This is a genomic window from Pseudidiomarina marina (assembly GCF_003987045.1).
Lineage (GTDB): Bacteria > Pseudomonadota > Gammaproteobacteria > Enterobacterales > Alteromonadaceae > Pseudidiomarina > Pseudidiomarina marina.
In genome coordinates this window covers 1,033,970-1,050,845 of record NZ_PIPZ01000001.1, presented here as the reverse complement: position 1 = coordinate 1,050,845, position 16,876 = coordinate 1,033,970, and the positions used below count along the sequence as shown (strand labels likewise).

At 47.6% G+C, this 16,876-nt stretch carries 15 protein-coding genes; 11 read left to right on the top strand and 4 right to left on the bottom strand.

Annotated features, from left to right (window positions below):
• From CWI76_RS05105 to CWI76_RS05070, 8 genes are read left to right on the top strand one after another with little or no spacing between them, the layout of a single operon-like run.
• Positions 1-1,200: an NADH:ubiquinone reductase (Na(+)-transporting) subunit B gene (locus tag CWI76_RS05105; protein ID WP_092855951.1), complete on the top strand. Its 1,200-nt coding sequence runs from the start codon at positions 1-3 to the stop codon at positions 1,198-1,200.
• On the top strand, positions 1,193-1,969 hold the full coding sequence (locus tag CWI76_RS05100; protein WP_126759243.1) for a Na(+)-translocating NADH-quinone reductase subunit C: 777 nt from the start codon (positions 1,193-1,195) through the stop codon (positions 1,967-1,969). The genes CWI76_RS05105 and CWI76_RS05100 overlap by 8 nt, the downstream gene beginning before the upstream one ends.
• Positions 1,969-2,601: an NADH:ubiquinone reductase (Na(+)-transporting) subunit D gene (locus tag CWI76_RS05095; protein ID WP_126759242.1), complete on the top strand. Its 633-nt coding sequence runs from the start codon at positions 1,969-1,971 to the stop codon at positions 2,599-2,601. Before CWI76_RS05100 ends, CWI76_RS05095 begins: the two co-directional genes overlap by 1 nt.
• Before the next feature lie 10 nt (positions 2,602-2,611).
• The gene (gene nqrE, locus CWI76_RS05090) at positions 2,612-3,220 is read left to right on the top strand and encodes an NADH:ubiquinone reductase (Na(+)-transporting) subunit E (protein ID WP_126759241.1); all 609 of its coding nucleotides are present in this window, start codon (positions 2,612-2,614) and stop codon (positions 3,218-3,220) included.
• A gap of 45 nt (positions 3,221-3,265) precedes the next feature.
• Entirely contained in the window at positions 3,266-4,507 is a 1,242-nt protein-coding gene (nqrF, locus tag CWI76_RS05085) for an NADH:ubiquinone reductase (Na(+)-transporting) subunit F (protein WP_420849466.1), read from the top strand.
• Positions 4,508-4,541: 34 nt separating this feature from the next.
• Complete coding sequence (locus tag CWI76_RS05080; protein ID WP_126759240.1) at positions 4,542-5,564, top strand: FAD:protein FMN transferase; 1,023 nt, start codon at positions 4,542-4,544, stop codon at positions 5,562-5,564.
• A gap of 14 nt (positions 5,565-5,578) precedes the next feature.
• Positions 5,579-5,809: a (Na+)-NQR maturation NqrM gene (gene nqrM / locus CWI76_RS05075; RefSeq protein ID WP_092855940.1), complete on the top strand. Its 231-nt coding sequence runs from the start codon at positions 5,579-5,581 to the stop codon at positions 5,807-5,809.
• Positions 5,810-5,827: 18 nt separating this feature from the next.
• Positions 5,828-7,975 (top strand): aminotransferase class V-fold PLP-dependent enzyme, encoded by a 2,148-nt coding sequence (locus tag CWI76_RS05070; protein ID WP_126759239.1) that lies wholly within the window; start codon positions 5,828-5,830, stop codon positions 7,973-7,975.
• On the opposite strand, the gene CWI76_RS05065 is transcribed toward CWI76_RS05070, so the two are convergent.
• The 4 genes from CWI76_RS05065 to CWI76_RS05050 form a co-directional block, all read right to left on the bottom strand.
• Positions 7,928-8,905, bottom strand: a complete 978-nt coding sequence (locus tag CWI76_RS05065) for a WD40/YVTN/BNR-like repeat-containing protein (protein ID WP_126759238.1) — start codon at positions 8,903-8,905, stop codon at positions 7,928-7,930. The two genes, CWI76_RS05070 and CWI76_RS05065, sit on opposite strands and share 48 nt — an antisense overlap.
• A 62-nt stretch (positions 8,906-8,967) precedes the next feature.
• Entirely contained in the window at positions 8,968-11,199 is a 2,232-nt protein-coding gene (locus CWI76_RS05060; protein WP_126759237.1) for a heavy metal translocating P-type ATPase, read from the bottom strand.
• A 10-nt stretch (positions 11,200-11,209) separates the two neighbouring features.
• Positions 11,210-11,497: a metal-sensitive transcriptional regulator gene (locus CWI76_RS05055; protein ID WP_198678557.1), complete on the bottom strand. Its 288-nt coding sequence runs from the start codon at positions 11,495-11,497 to the stop codon at positions 11,210-11,212.
• 223 nt (positions 11,498-11,720) lie between these two features.
• A complete protein-coding gene (locus CWI76_RS05050; RefSeq protein ID WP_126759381.1) occupies positions 11,721-12,470 on the bottom strand; it encodes a YciK family oxidoreductase in 750 nt (249 codons plus the stop codon).
• Between the two features lie 258 nt (positions 12,471-12,728).
• Here CWI76_RS05050 and CWI76_RS05045 point away from each other — a divergent pair, with 258 nt between their 5' ends.
• From CWI76_RS05045 to smrA, 3 genes are read left to right on the top strand one after another with little or no spacing between them, the layout of a single operon-like run.
• Complete coding sequence (locus tag CWI76_RS05045) at positions 12,729-15,191, top strand: VolA/Pla-1 family phospholipase (RefSeq protein ID WP_126759235.1); 2,463 nt, start codon at positions 12,729-12,731, stop codon at positions 15,189-15,191.
• Between the two features lie 60 nt (positions 15,192-15,251).
• On the top strand, positions 15,252-16,250 hold the full coding sequence (gene sohB / locus CWI76_RS05040) for a protease SohB (protein WP_126759234.1): 999 nt from the start codon (positions 15,252-15,254) through the stop codon (positions 16,248-16,250).
• Between the two features lie 46 nt (positions 16,251-16,296).
• On the top strand, positions 16,297-16,872 hold the full coding sequence (gene smrA / locus CWI76_RS05035) for a DNA endonuclease SmrA (protein WP_126759233.1): 576 nt from the start codon (positions 16,297-16,299) through the stop codon (positions 16,870-16,872).
• Positions 16,873-16,876: the final 4 nt, after the last annotated feature.

The window sequence follows — 16,876 nt, the reverse complement described above, 5'->3', positions numbered from 1 at the left end:
ATGGGCTTGAAAAGTTTTCTTGAGAATATTGAGCCAAACTTTGAAAAAGGCGGTAAGTACGAGAAGTTTTATGCCTTATACGAAGCGGCTGCAACCATTTTCTATACGCCAGGTAAAGTAACCAAAGGCATTACCCACGTAAAAGACAGCGTTGATTTGAAACGTATTATGATCTTGGTGTGGATGATGACTTTCCCAGCAATGTTCTGGGGTATGTACAACATCGGTAACCAAGCGGCTATGGCATTGGTAAACGGTTACGAGCTCGCTGATATTTGGCAAGTAGGCTTGTTTACTGCACTAGGTGGCGATTTAAGCACAGCCGGTTGGGCTGGTAAGCTGTTTTATGGCGCTTGCTTCTTCGTTCCTGTTTACGCCACAACCTTTATTGTCGGTGGTTTCTGGGAAGTCTTATTTGCTTCAATTCGTAAGCATGAAATCAATGAAGGCTTCTTCGTAACGTCAGTATTGTTTGCATTGACGCTGCCAGCAACCATGCCATTGTGGCAAGTTGCTCTAGGTATCACCTTCGGTGTTGTGATTGGTAAAGAGGTATTCGGCGGTACTGGGCGTAACTTCTTAAACCCGGCACTGACTGGTCGCGCATTCTTGTACTTCGCGTTCCCGGCTTCTATTTCGGGAGAGCAAGTATGGACCGCGGTTGACGGCTTCTCGGGCGCCACACTGCTCGGTCAAGCAACGTCAAGCACAGACTACATTACTGACACCGCATTATGGTGGGATGCTTTCTTAGGCAACATTCAAGGTTCAATGGGTGAAGTATCGACCCTGATGATTCTTATTGGTGGTTTGGCGCTTATCTACTTCCGCATCGCGTCATGGCGCATCGTTTCTGGTGTGTTTGTTGGTATGGTGGCATTGTCATTCCTATTTAACATGCTTGGTAGCGATACCAACCCAATGTTTGCTATGCCGTGGTACTGGCACTTGGTCGTTGGTGGTTTCGCTTTCGGTATGATGTTCATGGCGACCGATCCAGTTTCAGCGTCGTTTACCAATAAAGGTAAGTTCGCTTACGGCTTCTTGATTGGTGCAATGACCGTACTTATCCGTGTGGTAAACCCTGCGTATCCAGAAGGTATTATGTTAGCGATTCTATTCGCCAACGTATTTGCCCCGCTGTTTGACCACTTTGTTGTTCAATCAAACATTAAACGGAGAATGGCACGCAATGGCTAAGAAAAACGAATCACTCGGCAAAACGCTATTTGTCGTAATCGCGCTCTGTTTAGTGTGTGCGATTATTGTGGCGGGCTCGGCGGTTGGTTTGAAACCGCTGCAGCAGAAAAATGCTGCATTAGATATGCAACGCAACGTGCTTGATGCGGCTGGCTTATTAACGCCTGAAACAGACGTTATTGCAGTATTTGAAGAGCGTGTTGAAACACGTTTGTTCAACCTAAATACGCTTGAGGAAGTCGATTCAGTCGATGGTAAAAATCCTACTGAATATGACCCGATTGCTTCTGCTAAAAAGGCAGGGTTAGGCACCAAGTTAGAAAAATCGAACGATTTGGCTGGCATTGGTTCTCGTGAAGACGTTGCTAAAGTTTACTTTATCAACGACAAACAAGGTGAGCTAGAAACGGTCGTTGTTTACATTCGTGGTTATGGCTTGTGGGGTACTATGTATGGCCTCATGGCTGTTGCGCCCGACATGAATACCGTGAAAGGCATCAACTATTACGAGCACACCGAAACTCCGGGCCTTGGCGGCGAAATCCAGAATCCAAACTGGACAGCGAGCTGGGAAGGCAAAGAAATTTATGAAAACGACAGTGTGGCATTGGAAGTTACAAAAAATGTAACTGACAAAGACCATCAAGTGGATGCACTCTCTGGTGCGACGCTAACTAGTAACGGTGTTGAAAACACCATGAAGTTCTGGTTCAGCGAAAACGCTTACGGCCCACTGTTTGATAAAATTCGCAAAGGGGAGCTGAACTAATGGCCAGTGCAAAAGAAGTCAAAGAGGTTCTATTTGGGCCGATTTTTGCCAACAACCCGATTGCCCTACAAATCTTAGGTATCTGCTCGGCGTTGGCAGTAACATCGAAAATGGAAAACACCTTGGTTATGTGTATCGCACTAACCTTCGTGACGGCATTTTCAAACCTATTTATTTCGATTATTCGAAACCATATTCCATCGAGCGTGCGAATTATTGTGCAAATGACCATTATCGCCAGCTTGGTAATTGTGGTTGACCAAGTTTTGCGAGCCTATGCATATAGCATCGCGAAGGAACTTTCGGTATTCGTTGGTTTGATTATTACCAACTGTATCGTTATGGGCCGTGCTGAAGCGTATGCGATGAAAAGCACGCCAGGTCTGTCATTCTTAGATGGTATTGGTAACGGTTTAGGCTACTCAGTGGTCTTGCTAACGGTTGGCTTTATTCGTGAACTGTTTGGTTCTGGTAGCTTGTTCGGTTATCAAATTATGCAGCTCGCTTCTGAAGGCGGTTGGTATCAACCAATTGGCTTGTTGGTATTGCCACCAAGTGCGTTCTTTATTATCGGTGGCTTCATTTGGGTACTGCGTACCTTCCGCACCGAGCAAGTAGAGCCGAAGGATTAAGGAGCAGACCATGGAAGCCTATATCAGTTTATTTATTAAATCGATTTTCGTTGAGAACTTAGCGTTATCGTTCTTCCTTGGTATGTGTACTTTCTTGGCAGTATCTAAGAAAGTTACCACTGCGTTTGGTTTGGGCGTTGCTGTTATTGTAGTACTAGGCATTTCAGTACCTGTTAACAACTTGGTTTACCACAACATCTTGGCACCTGGTGCATTAGATTGGGCTGGTTTCCCAGATGCCGACTTAAGTTTCTTGCGTTTCTTGACCTTTATCGGCGTTATTGCAGCGCTGGTACAGATTCTAGAAATGGCATTGGATAAATACGTACCAGCGTTATATAACGCGCTGGGTATTTTCTTGCCATTGATTACAGTGAACTGCGCAATTTTCGGTGGTGTTTCGTTCATGGTTGAGCGTGATTACACCTTTGGTGAGAGCGTAGTATACGGTATCGGTAGCGGAATTGGCTGGGCACTTGCGATTGTTGCTTTAGCAGCGGTACGTGAGAAGTTGAAATATGCTGATGTACCTGATGGCCTACGCGGCCTAGGTATTACCTTTATTTCAGTAGGTCTGATTGGTTTGGGCTTTATGTCATTCTCTGGCGTATCCCTGTAATAGCACCGGTAACGATAGAAACGGATTAACGAGAGGTACAAGTCGATGCAAGGGCAAGATTTGACACTAATAGCGCTCGGCGTAGGCATGTTTACCTTGATTGTATTGATTTTGGTTGCGGTGATTATGTTCGCCAAATCAAAATTGGTCCCTCAGGGTGATGTCGAGATTTTAATTAACGATGACGAAGACAAGAAAATTACCACACAACCTGGCACGAAGTTGCTAGGTGCGTTAGCTAACGCTGGTATTTTCGTATCGTCAGCGTGTGGTGGCGGTGGCTCATGTGGTCAGTGCCGCGTGGTTATCAAAGAAGGTGGCGGCGATATTTTGCCAACTGAGCGTGACCACATTAACCGCAAAGAAGCACGTGAAGGCTGCCGTTTATCATGTCAGGTAAACGTGAAGCAAAATATGAAAATCGAACTTCCAGAAGAAGTATTCGGTATTCGTAAATGGGATTGTACGGTTAAATCGAACAATAACGTTGCAACTTTCATCAAAGAATTTGTTGTTCAGCTACCTGAAGGCGAAGAAGTGCCATTCCGTGCTGGTGGTTACATTCAGATTGAATGCCCACCGCATCACGTGAAGTTTAAAGATTTCGACATCGAAGAAAAATTCCGTGGCGACTGGGAGCACTTTGGCTTCTTTAACCTCGAATCGAAAGTTGATGAAGAAGTTGTTCGTGCATACTCAATGGCGAACTACCCAGATGAAAAAGGCATTATCATGTTGAACGTGCGTATCGCTACGCCGCCACCGCGTGATATGAGCTTGCCACCAGGTAAAATGTCGTCTTACATCTTTAGCCTGAAGCCAGGTGATAAAGTGACGATTTCTGGACCATTTGGTGAATTCTTCGCGAAAGATACCAAAGCAGAAATGGTGTTTGTTGGCGGTGGTGCTGGTATGGCGCCAATGCGTTCACACATCTTCGACCAATTACGTCGCTTGAAGTCTGATCGTAAGATGACGTTCTGGTACGGCGCACGTTCGAAGAAAGAAATGTTCTATGTTGAAGATTTCGATATGTTGGCGCGTGAAAACGACAACTTCGAATGGCACGTTGCTTTATCTGATCCGCAACCAGAAGATAATTGGGAAGGTTACACCGGCTTTATCCACAATGTGTTGTATGAAAACTATCTGAAGGACCATGAAGCGCCAGAAGATTGTGAGTTTTACATGTGTGGACCACCGATGATGAACGCTGCGGTCATTAAAATGTTGAAAGACTTAGGTGTCGAAGACGAAAACATCTTGTTAGATGACTTCGGTGGCTAACCGTAACGGTTAACTGTAAGGTGAAATAAATCGGATGAAGATGAATCAATCATCGACTCTGCGAGTTTGGCTAGCCCTGTTAGGGCTGGCCTTTTTCGTTTCATGCACGCCTGCACCACAGCAAATTTCGGTGTCGGGTGAGACCATGGGTACGACCTACCATATCCGCTATGTAACTGCGAATCCGAATCACTCGCCGGAGCGTGTGAAAGAGCGTGTGGACGCTGTGCTAGAGCAAGTTAACAGCCAAATGTCGACATACGATCCGAACTCAGAGTTGTCGTTGTTTAATCAGCGTCAGACCACCGATCCGGTAGTTATTTCTCGTTCGTTAGAGACGGTTGTTCGCCGTGCACTCGAGATTGGTGCAGAAACGAATGGGCTGCTCGATGTTACTGTAGGGCCGTTAGTAAATTTATGGGGTTTTGGCCCACTAGGTCGCCCTGAGCGCGTGCCGTCGGAAGAGCAATTACAAGCTATTCGCAAACAAATTGGTTATCAATATTTAACCGTTGAAAACCATCAGTTAACTAAAGCGATTCCTGACTTGTATGTTGATTTGTCCACGATTGCGAAAGGCTATGGTGTTGATCGCGTTGCGGTGCTTCTGGAGCAGATGGAAATCAAGAACTACCTCGTAGAAATTGGTGGTGAGATGCGCATGCGTGGCACAAAGCCAGGTGAACAACCATGGCGAATTGCGGTTGAGCAGCCGGTTTCTTTGGATCGTGCGGTACAACGCATTATTGAGCCAGGTAACAATGCCGTTGCAACGTCAGGTGATTATCGTAACTACTTTGAGGAAGACGGCGTTCGCTATTCGCATATTATCGATCCGCGTACTGGGTATCCTATTCAGCACAATTTAGTTTCGGTAACGGTGATCAGCGAAACCTGTATGGATGCAGATGCTTATGCGACAGCGTTAACGGTAATGGGCGCTGAGCAAGCATTAGCGTTTGCGAACCAAAAAGGTCTCGCGGTGTTGCTAGTGACCCGTGAAAACGATCAATTTAAAGAGTACACTAGTACTGCATTCAAACGATTTGAGCAGTAGCTCAGGAGGTCCACATGGGCGTTTTTATTGCTGTATTCGTCATCATGTTGGTGGTGGTATTAGCCATGTCTGTGGGTTTCATCGCCCAACGTAAATCTATTTCCGGTAGTTGCGGCGGTATCTCGTCATTAGGTATGGAAAAGGCTTGCGACTGCAAAGATCCGTGCGATGATAAGAAAGCCCGCATGGCTGAAGAAGCTCGAGCTGCGAAAGAAAAGCAGTGGCAGGAAAATCGAATCGATTAAGTTGAAGGAGTTACACTGATGGTTACACCGGTACAAATTCGCCCGAAAACGGCTGAAATTTACCTTGATTGCAACGCAACAACACCGGTGTTACCTCAGATAGCTCAAGCCGTCGAACATGTGATGGAGCATGTGTTTGGAAACCCTTCTAGTAGTCATATCACCGGCCTTCAGGCTCGATATATTCTCGATAACACGCGTCGCCTTGGGCGCCAAGTTATTGGTGCACCGCGCGGGCGCCTATTTTTTACGAGCGGTGCAACCGAAGGTATTCAGACAGCGGTGCTATCGGCGTTAACGGCGGCGCGTAATAGCACGAATTTGGGCGGTAAACGTTGGTTACTCTATGGGGCAACCGAGCATAAGGCCGTACCGCAAGCGCTCGAGCACTGGAATAAGTTGCTACAGCTTAATGCTGAATTAAAGCCTATCCCTGTAGATAAACGCGGTAAATTAGACCTGCAATTTATTGCTGAGCATGTGGGCGCCGCGCACATGATTTGTACCATGGCCGTGAATAACGAAACGGGTGTAATGCAAGATTTAAGCGCCTTAGAAGAAGTTATTCGAGCCGAAAATACAACTGTCCCGTGGATGGTTGATTGCGTTCAAGCTCTCGGAAAGCAATCGCTGCAATTGAGTGAGACAACAATTGATTATGCGCCTTTCAGTGGTCACAAGCTTTATGGCCCTAAAGGGATTGGGTTTATGTATGTGCGTGAAAATGCGCCTTTTACGCCACTAATTATAGGTGGTGGTCAAGAGCAGGGGCAGCGCTCTGGAACCGAGAATCTACCGGGCATTGCTGCTTTACATGCGCTGTTTGAGTTGTTGTTAGATAAAGAGCAGCAAGTTTTTCAGAGCCACGCAGTTCTCGAAGGATATCGAGAAAAATTATTGAAAGCGTTGCGTAGCGCGTTTCCCACCTTGGTTTTGAATCATGAGCTTGCAGATTCAGTGCCAACAACCTTGAACTTTTCAGTACGTGGCGTTCCGTCGCGAGACATTATGGATGTATTTGATGCGGCGAATATTCGCGTCAGTTCCGGTTCGGCGTGTAGTTCTGGTGTCACCAGAAGCTTCGTGCTGGATGCCATGGGCTTAGAATCGTGGCGTTCTAGCTCGGCCATTCGTCTTTCATTCGGGCCCGCAACGTCACCGGCAATTATTGATGCTGCGTGCGAACGCATTCGTGATGCCGCGATGGCTTTACGCCAATCTTGTTTATTAGTGTCTGACACCAATGAAGATGTTGATAGCAACCTAGATGGGGTTGTTCAGCTTCGCTTTGATAGTCACTGTTGTTATTTGCTAATTGATAAAGCCGCTGGCGAGATGGCGGTGATCGATCCGGTGCCTGAGCTGGCTGAACGAATTGAACGTTTGGTAGCGTGCCAAAACTACCGGGTGAAGGCTGTATTGACAACCGAAGCACAGGCGGCAGACAGCCCCGCGGCGATGCTAGCTCAGCTTCTTTGTGCAAGTGGTTGTAGTGCCCAACGTGATGCCGTTGGTTGGCCATTGGATGCGGTTGGCGGCTGTGAAGCGCCGGTCGAGTGTCAAGTTGAAGTGTTCGGGTGCTTGCGTGTGGGCGCGAGACGTTTATATCGCGTTGGAACGCGAGAGCCGATGTTTTTGCTGAGCTCACCACTCACTAACGAGGTAGCCGCACCTCATGTCGATTTTGCATTTATTGGCGAACAGCATGATGTCAAAAAGCTTGCAAAGATTGTACATGAGCAAACACTATTGCTTGCTCGTCGTGATGATGCGTTTCGTGTGGTCGAGAAACTTTGTGAAGTTTCAGGTGATTGTTTGCCATGCCAACTTATTGATGTGTCACTTGAACAGCAGCAAGAATGGTTGGAGCAACCTGAAACCTTGGTTGTTGACGTGCGCGAACAGCAAGAGCATCAAGTTCGGAAATTATCGGTTGATGCCGAAGTGATTAACGTGCCGCTCACACGATTAGCGCAGTTTATTTATAGTCATCGAGCGCAATATAATCAGCGTCCAATTGTCTGTGTGTGCCGTTCCGGACACCGCAGCGCAGTGGCTGCGCAAGTGTTAGCTAGACACGGTTTTGAACAGGTCAGTCATTTGTCGGGCGGTACCGCACTACTCATCGAAGCTGATACGCGCAACAAAGCCATCTTTACCAACTAAATAACAGCGCTGATTAATACACGCGCTGTTCCAAATGTTGGCATCGCTCAGTTTTTCCCATGTCATATCGGCGCTGTTAAGATATGCAGCGCCATTCGGATTACTCACTAACATATCGCCATTCGGACGCACCGTTAAACTGTATAAGGCGCCATCAAAATCCGGCTCTGGTAGAGCGGCAAACTCGCCATTTTGATAACGCATGAGTCGCGGTACCGCGGACGGATCATTGAGGTCACCACCGGCGATAATGGCGTCGTTTTCAGACAATGGCCACACACTCGCAATGCCAGCACTCGGACCTGCGGGAAGCGGGGTATCAATGGCTTTAAAGCGAATACCAAAATTGCGCTTTAATAATAGTCGTGCCTTGCTTCCATTGGCCGTACCTATTGCCCACACGTTGTTGTTATAGCGCACGCATCCACCGCTAGCAGCTAATCCTCCTTCATCGGAAAGTGGTGCGCTATCAACGACATTACTTGCCGATAACCAGTTCCGGCCATCGGTACTCCGAACCATTTCCCAACGACCTTCAAGACTGTCCCCATAAACCCATGCTTCGCCACTGCTAGCCATGGCGATACAATTGAGAAACTGATTGGAGCCAGCACGAAACCGCAGCTGCCAGTTACGTCCACCATTCGATGTGTAGTAAACGCGTGAGTCGCCATTATCGCCAATACTTAATGCATAGGCATGATTTGCGTCGAGTGCTTCAATGTCACGAAACTGCAAGGTTTCGTTGGCGGGATTAAAATACTCCCACGTCTCACCGGCATCAGTGCTACGCGCAATCGTCGCATTTGAGCCACTTAGCCACACCACATTATTTGTCGGCGCACTGACACCAATCCAGTGCACATCAGGCTTGCTCTCTAAAGAGGTGACGCTTAATGCTGTTGCAACGACCAAACTGACCGCAATCATAAAACCTCGTTTTTTACTTAGCGAATGTCACTATCGTGGCTGTTTCAGCGCGCAAACACAAGCTAACTTCGACGCTTTGTTGGTAATCTTTGTAAACGCAGTGCGTTCAACACAACTGAAACCGAGCTCAATGCCATAGCGCCACCGGCTAACCAAGGTGCCAATAATCCAGCGGCAGCCACGGGAATACCTAACGTGTTATACGCGAATGCCCAGAATAAGTTTTGTCGAATATTACGAACGGTTTTATTGCTTACATACAATGCATCAACGAGACTTCGTAAGTCGGCTCGCATGAGCGCAATATTTGCGGTTTCTAAAGCGACATCGGTGCCAGTTCCCATGGCGATACCGACATGGGCCGTGGCGAGAGCAGGTGCATCGTTAATGCCGTCGCCAACCATTGCCACAATTTCGCCTTGATCACGCAGTTTTGTAATGTGCTCCGCTTTATTTTCCGGCAATACTTCAGCAAATATATGCTCAATACCAACTTGTTTCGCAATCGCCTCAGCAGTGCGTTGATTGTCACCCGTAATCATGACGACTTTGAGTCCGCGTTGCTTCAAGTTGGTAATTGCATCCTTCGAATACTCCCTCACCGTATCGGCGACAGCGACAAGGCCTACCAATTGCTTTTCAAAACCAATCAGCATTACGGTTTTACCTTCTTGCTCAAGCGCCTCTTTACGTTCGAGCCAAGCATTGCAGTCAATGTCATTTTCTTGCATTAGCCGAGTGGTACCGATATGCATCAGGTACGCCTTATTGTCGGTGTTCAATGTGGCTGAAACACCACGTCCTTCATGTGCTTTGAAGTTTTCGATAGCGATTGCTTTTGCATCGTCAGAAATACCCGCAACAACGGCCTGCGCGAGTGGATGCTCTGATTGTTGCTCAAGGGCTTTTACAGCAGCCTTCAATTGTCCCTCATTGAGTTGTCGCTCGGCCGTATTGAATTCAATATCAGTTAGTTTGGGTTTGCCTTCGGTGATTGTCCCGGTTTTATCTAGCACCACGGTGGTTACCGTGTGTGTGATTTCTAGGGTTTCACTTTGTTTAAACAACACGCCCATTTGGGCTGCACGACCCGAACCCGCCATAATTGACGTTGGTGTTGCCAACCCGAGCGCACAAGGACACGCGATAACAAGCACGGCAACTGTTGCCTCCAGCGCCGATCCGTAATCACCGGGCTGATACCAAAATGCCCAAACGAAAAAAGTAATAACCGCAATACCGAGTACCACTGGAACAAATATTGCGGACACTTGGTCGGCTAAACGCTGAATCGGGGCTTTTGACGTTTGTGCTTGCTCAACAACTTTAATAATCTGTGCTAGCGCAGAGTCTTTGCCAAGTTTCTTAACTTTAGCTTTCATAAAGCCATTTTTATTAATGGTGCCGCCAGTTAATGAATCACCTTGTTTTTTATCAACAGGAACACTTTCGCCCGTCAACATCGACTCATCAACCGCACTGTCGCCAGACATGACTTCACTGTCCGCCGGAACTTGTTGCCCAGGCTTGATGTGAATGACATCGCCCACCTTTAGTTCGGCCACGGCAACTTGTTCGGTTTCGCCGTCGTTACGTTCGCGCAACGCTTGTTTTGGTTGCAGGTTTAATAACTGCTTGATGGCTGCGGATGATCGCCCTTTGGCGCGAGCCTCAAACCACTTACCTAATACAATAAGCGTGATAAGAACGGCACTGGTTTCGAAATAAAGACCTTCGTGAATGACATGGTCACTCGCAAATGCGGCTAAAAATACGCTGTAAAAGTAGGCGGCTGATGTGCCGAGTGCAACGAGGACGTCCATATTGGCGGCACCGCCGCGCAGCGCGGTATAACTTCCTTTATAAAACTGCCAACCGATAATAAATTGCACGGGCGTTGCTAATGCCATTTGTACCCAGGGATTCATTAACCAATTCGGTACATAAATAGAGTCTGTCCAACTAAAATGGCCTAGCATGGTGTATAACAACGGCGCCGAAAGAATAGCCGCGGCAATAAATTTATAAAACTGAACTTGCTGCGCTCGCTCGCGCGAGTCGTCTGGCTCAGATTGCTCATGATCGATGACACTGGCGTCGTAACCTGCACCTTTCACCGCCTCGACTAATTTAGCAGCAGCAACATTGTTTGCCTCTACGGCGGCAATTTCGGTTGCAAAATTGACGTTTACCGAGCTAACACCATCGACACCTTGAAGTGCACGTTCAATTGTTTTTGCGCATCCGGCGCAACTCATTCCTGACAGCTGTAATTGATACTGTTGCGTTGCCATAGTTAGCTCCTTAGCGCTTCAATAAACGCTCAATAGTTGTATCTAGTTCGTCCAATACGCTCTCGTCACCCGATTGAATTCGCTGTTTGACACAGCTATGCATATGTTGCGTGAGTAACTTACGAGCGACGCCAGTCAGCGCTGCTTGCACCGATGCAATTTGATTTAGAACATCATCACAGTATGTGTCATTTTCAATCATTCGTTGCAGTCCGCGTACTTGCCCTTCGATGCGCGCAAGTCGCTGCTTGAGATTCTGCTTTAATTTATCTGGATGGGGGGTAACGGTGTGTTGCATCACGGTATCCTCAATGAAGTGATGCATATAATATAGGGGGCTACCCTATAAAGATCAAGTGCGTTATTCGTTAATCGTTATTCGTTATTCGGAAAAGCGAAAATAAAAAGGCGTTAAGACACGAAATCTCCGACGCACTGCGTGCGCGGAGATTTTTTTGTTTAAGTTTGTTTTAACCAGTAACGAACAACGAATAACGACTAACGAGTAACGCTTTCCGCAGTTATTGGGCGTTGAGGGACTGATTGTTGACGCCGATGCTATCGTCCGACATCAAATACACGTACGTCGGCATTAAATCTGCTGGCGTTTTAAGTTTATTCGGATCTTCCGCTGGGTAGGCTTTCGAACGCATGGTCGTGCGCGTTGCTCCGGGATTAATAACATTGACGCGCACGTTCGTGCCGTCATATTCATCAGCCATCACTTGAGCAAGACCTTCGGTGGCGAACTTGCTGACGGCATAAGGGCCCCAGAATGCGCGACCTTCACGACCTACACCGGATGATGTAAAGATGATGCTAGCGTGCGGCGCTTTTTTTAATGCTGGCATGAGCGCTTGAGTCATCATGAATTGTGCGGTCACGTTCACCTGCATAATGTCATTCCACGAGTCGTGATCAATATGTTCGAACGGTGATAATACGCCGAGTAAACTCGCATTTTGAAGTAAGCCATCTAAACGACCGAATTGTTCGATGATGGTTGCTGCCATGCCTTGGTAATGTGATTTTGTCGCACCTTTCATATCCAGCGGCACAATCGCGGGCTCTGGATGACCGGCGGCAATAATTTCGTCATAAACTGCCTCGAGCTTTTTGACTGTGCGACCAAGTAGAATCACCGTTGCGCCACAAGCAGCAAATGTTTTTGCTGCTTCACGGCCGATGCCATCACCGGCCCCGGTTACTAAAATAACCTTACCTGTTAGCGAACCTTCTTGGATGACGTAGTTTTTCGGATCATTATGCATTGCAGTCATTTTCGGCTTACACTCTTGTTTAACTGAATCTATGAATACGCTAAGTGTACTGGTTTTTGCTATTATTCTCAGTAGCTGGGGATAAATTATTGAGAAATACTTTCAAGTTAAGCTCAGACAGTGTATAAAATTTTGTTAATTAAAACGTCTTGTCGTACCAGTTTAAAAAAGCGATGATAGGCAAAATGAACAACAGCATCCTGCAGGTGCTCAATACATAACAACACGAACAAGGATTGGGGAAGCCTCATGAAAAAACTCTTGCTTGTAACTGCCATCGGTAGCGCGCTCAGCTTAGTTGGCTGTGGTAGCGGCGAAGATGCGCCAGAATCGGTAAAAACCGAATATCAAGTCGCAGCAACCCGTGCCGTTTTTGATCCATCAAATGGTGAAGTTCCGGTACCTAGTAATATACTTTTGAGCGGCACTGTTGACGGTACGCTCAATATTCCAGTGGCCGATCCGAGTAATGGTGGTGATCCGCAAGTTGCTATCAACGGCCTTGATGGTTGGGGTACGCATTCAACATTGACTTTTGATTTCTCGTTACCGGTTGACGAAAACGGTGATCAAGTTGTTGTTGATTCAGCTTCACTTGAAGCGGCAGGCTCAATTCGTGTGTTCGAAACCATTATGGGCGGCAGTGACGTGAGCGAATCATGCGCAGCTGCACCAAGCCCAGCAGTAACCTGTGCGGTGGCTGCGGAACTGGTGCATGGTGAAGATTTCATTGTGCGTGCAACCGGCGCTGGTGGTGTCGCTGTTATTCCATTAAAGCCATTCAAGGCCAAAACCGGTTACATGGCGGTACTAACAGACAATATCCAGGATTCTTTGGGACGTTCTGTGAAGCCATCACAGACCTATGGTTTAATGAAGCGCCCGGTAAGTACTGAGCCAGTATCTTCAGACCCAGCAGCCCAAAGCTTGCAAGGTTTGATTAACAGCCATGAAGCTGCGCTTGCGGCGGCTGGTGTTGATACCGATACGGTTATCTATACCTCGAGCTTTACAACACAATCGACAGCTGATGCGTTCCACATGGTGAAAACTATGATGGCAGCACAATTCTCTGCGACCGCTGCGGCGGGTACACCGTCACCATCGTTGGGCGTTGCGCCGTTGGGTTACAATGCCGCTCAAGCATTGGTTCAGGCTGGTGCTTTACCGAACGATCCGACGAATCCTGCTTATGCGGTATCGAGCACTGCACAAGTTTATGGCGGTCAAGTGACTTTGCCGTACTTCTCACCATTGCCATCTACTGAAAATCCAACAGCGCCTTTAACTGGTCGTTGGATGGCAAAATGTGATAGCGGCGTCTCTGTACTTGGTGCGATTCAAGCTGGTGCGATTGATCCAATGAATACCCCATCAATTGACCCGTCTTGGTTGAGTGGTGGTGCTGCGACCTTTATTCCGGCTTGGGTTCAAGCTTGTTTACAAGCGAGCACGCCAGAAGCAGTAGCCGCGATGGATTTCCCAGGTGTTGACGAAGAGCGTCACGTCACGAAATACAACCCAGTGCCAGCGGTGCAGGGCGATGTAACCGTGAATGCTGTGATGACCGTGCCAGACTTGGCAACGGTAAACGCGGTGCGCGGAGCTCAGGGGCTTGACCCAATCACTATGCCAGCTGATGGATGGCCGGTGGCGATTTTCCAACACGGTATTACGGCTTACAAAGAAACCTCATTGGCATTGGCCGGCATGATGGCATTGAACGGCGTTGCTACCGTGGCAATTGATCATCCACTACACGGTGACCGTGGTTTCGGTGCGATTAACGCGACTGCGGGTGAAGGTCCGGCAACGGCTTATATGAACTTAGGTAGCTTGCTGACGACGCGTGATAACTTGCGCCAGTCAGTTTCTGACTTGCTTGGTTTACGTTTAAGCTTGAATGCAACGAATGCTCCAATTGATGCCAGCCGTGTTTACTTTGCTGGTCATTCATTGGGTGCAATTGCCGGTACTGCGTTCAGTGCTGTGGCAAACACGCCAATGACGGGGCCTCTTGAAGCGGCAACGCCGTTGTTTGCAGTAAACGGTAGCTCATTGATGGCGCCAGGCGGAAGTATTGCTAATTTCTTGTTGGAATCAAACAGCTTTGGTCCGGTAATTAAGAGTCAATTGCTATATGCACAGAGTGCTGACTTTGCTGCGGCGGTGAATGCGACCGCTGAAGCTCAAGGCGTTGCACCAACTGACCCTGAGTTCCAAGGCCTGTTGATTGAGGTTTATGACCAATTCTGGGCGAGTTTGAGTGCCGCTGAGCAAGCAGGTATTAACGCTGTGTTCGAGCAGTTTGCTTTTGCAGCTCAAACTGTGGTTGATTCGGCAGACCCAATTAACTATACCGACACGTTGTTAGCAACTGAAACGCCTATCCACTTAATTGAAGTAGTGGGTGATGGTGGTGAAAACTTGCCAGACCAAGTGATTCCGAATGCGGTACAAGGTAAGCCTTTGGCTGGTACTGAGCCGTTAATTACAGCGCTTGGTTTAGAAACCGTTGCAGAAACGCTAGTTACTGTTGATGGTACGCCAGTATCAGGTGCAGTTCGCTTCACTGAGGGTAGCCATGGTTCAATTGTTGATCCATCAGCATCTCCTGCGGCGACTCAAGAAATGCAAACGCAAACAGCGGTTTGGTTCAGTACAGATAACACGGTTATCCCTGTTCAAAACCCAGATGTTGTGCAACCATAAGCAACATCGACGCGAGATTAAAAAGGCCGCTTCGACGGCCTTTTTTTATGGAGAAAACAAATGTGGGATATAGCACAAGACCTGATTCTATTTGTCTTAAAAGCCGCCATTATTGTGTTTGCGGTGATGATGATCGTCGGCGTTATGGCACAAGTAGCACAGCGGCAGAAGGGCAAAAAGGGTGAGCTCGTCATCGATCGGCTTTCTGATGATCTACGTGATGGTGTTCATCGATTGAAACTTGAATTGCTTGATAAAAAACACCGCAAGAAAGCGCAAAAGGCGCTTAAGAAAAAACAAAAAGAAGAAAAGAGCGATACACCACGTAAACGCATTTTTGTCATCGACTTTAAGGGAAGTATGGATGCCCATGAAGTCGACTCACTCCGTCGTGAAGTAAATGCGATTGTTGCTGTTGCTGAGCCGGGCGAGCAAGTCATGGTTCGTCTTGAAAGTCCAGGTGGTGTTGTTCACGGTTATGGCTTAGGTGCAGCTCAGTTACAGCGTTTGCGCGATGCACAACTCGAACTAATTGTCAGTGTTGATAAAGTCGCTGCAAGCGGCGGTTACATGATGGCATCCGTTGCGAACCATATCCAAGCCGCTCCATTTGCTATTATCGGTTCAATAGGTGTGCTCGCTCAGTTACCTAATTTTCACCGTTGGCTGAAAAAGCACGATGTTGATTTTGAACAAGTTACCGCGGGTGAATATAAGCGCACGTTAACGATGTTCGGTGAAAACACCGAGGAAGGACGTCGCAAGTTTAAACAAGATCTTGAGAATATCCATGAACAATTTAAAGAGCATATTCGTAAGTATCGGCCTGAGCTCAATTTTGACAAAGTCGCTACCGGCGAGTATTGGACCGCGCAAGAAGCTCTTGAATATGGCTTAGTCGATTCATTAACTACGAGCGATGCATGGTTGTTGGAACGTCGCGAGAGCCACGATATGTTCTTGGTGCGATATGTGGTCAAGAAGAACATTGGAGAGCGCGTGGGGCGCAATGTTTCTGCCGTGCTGTATGCCGTGAAGAACTTTCTCAGTAAAAATTAATCTTAGTAACCATGTGGTACGGGTAACGGGTTAAGTGAGGGAAACCATGAGCGATGATTTTGAGCTGTTTCGCCGTGAAATGACCGACGTCACTCCCCTTGCTGGGGAGGACGTTGCGGATATCCGAACAGCGTTTACACCTACTCTTGCGCAGCTAGAGCGCCGTAAAGCAGCAGAACAGCAGCTTGAGGAAGACATTAACTTCTTATCCACCGAATACGTGGAACTTGTTGAGCCGCTCGATACCATCGCGTTTCAGCGCGACGGTGTGCAACACGGTGTTTATAAGCGTTTGCGTTTAGGGCAATACCCAATTGAAGCCAGCTTGAACTTACATCACCACACTCTGCGAGAAGCGCGTGTTGCGTTATTTGAGTTCATTCAAGACTGTCATCGCAGTGGCGTTCGGTCAGCTTTAGTCATTCATGGTCAGGGGAAGCATTCCAAACCACACCCAGCACTGATTAAAAGTTACGTGAACAAATGGCTGCGCGAACTAGAGCCGGTGATGGCATTCCATAGTGCACAACGCCATCATGGTGGTAGTGGGGCCGTATACGTGATGTTGCGGAAGAATGCGACGCAAAAACAACTGAATCGAGAGCGACATCAACGCCGCTGAGGAG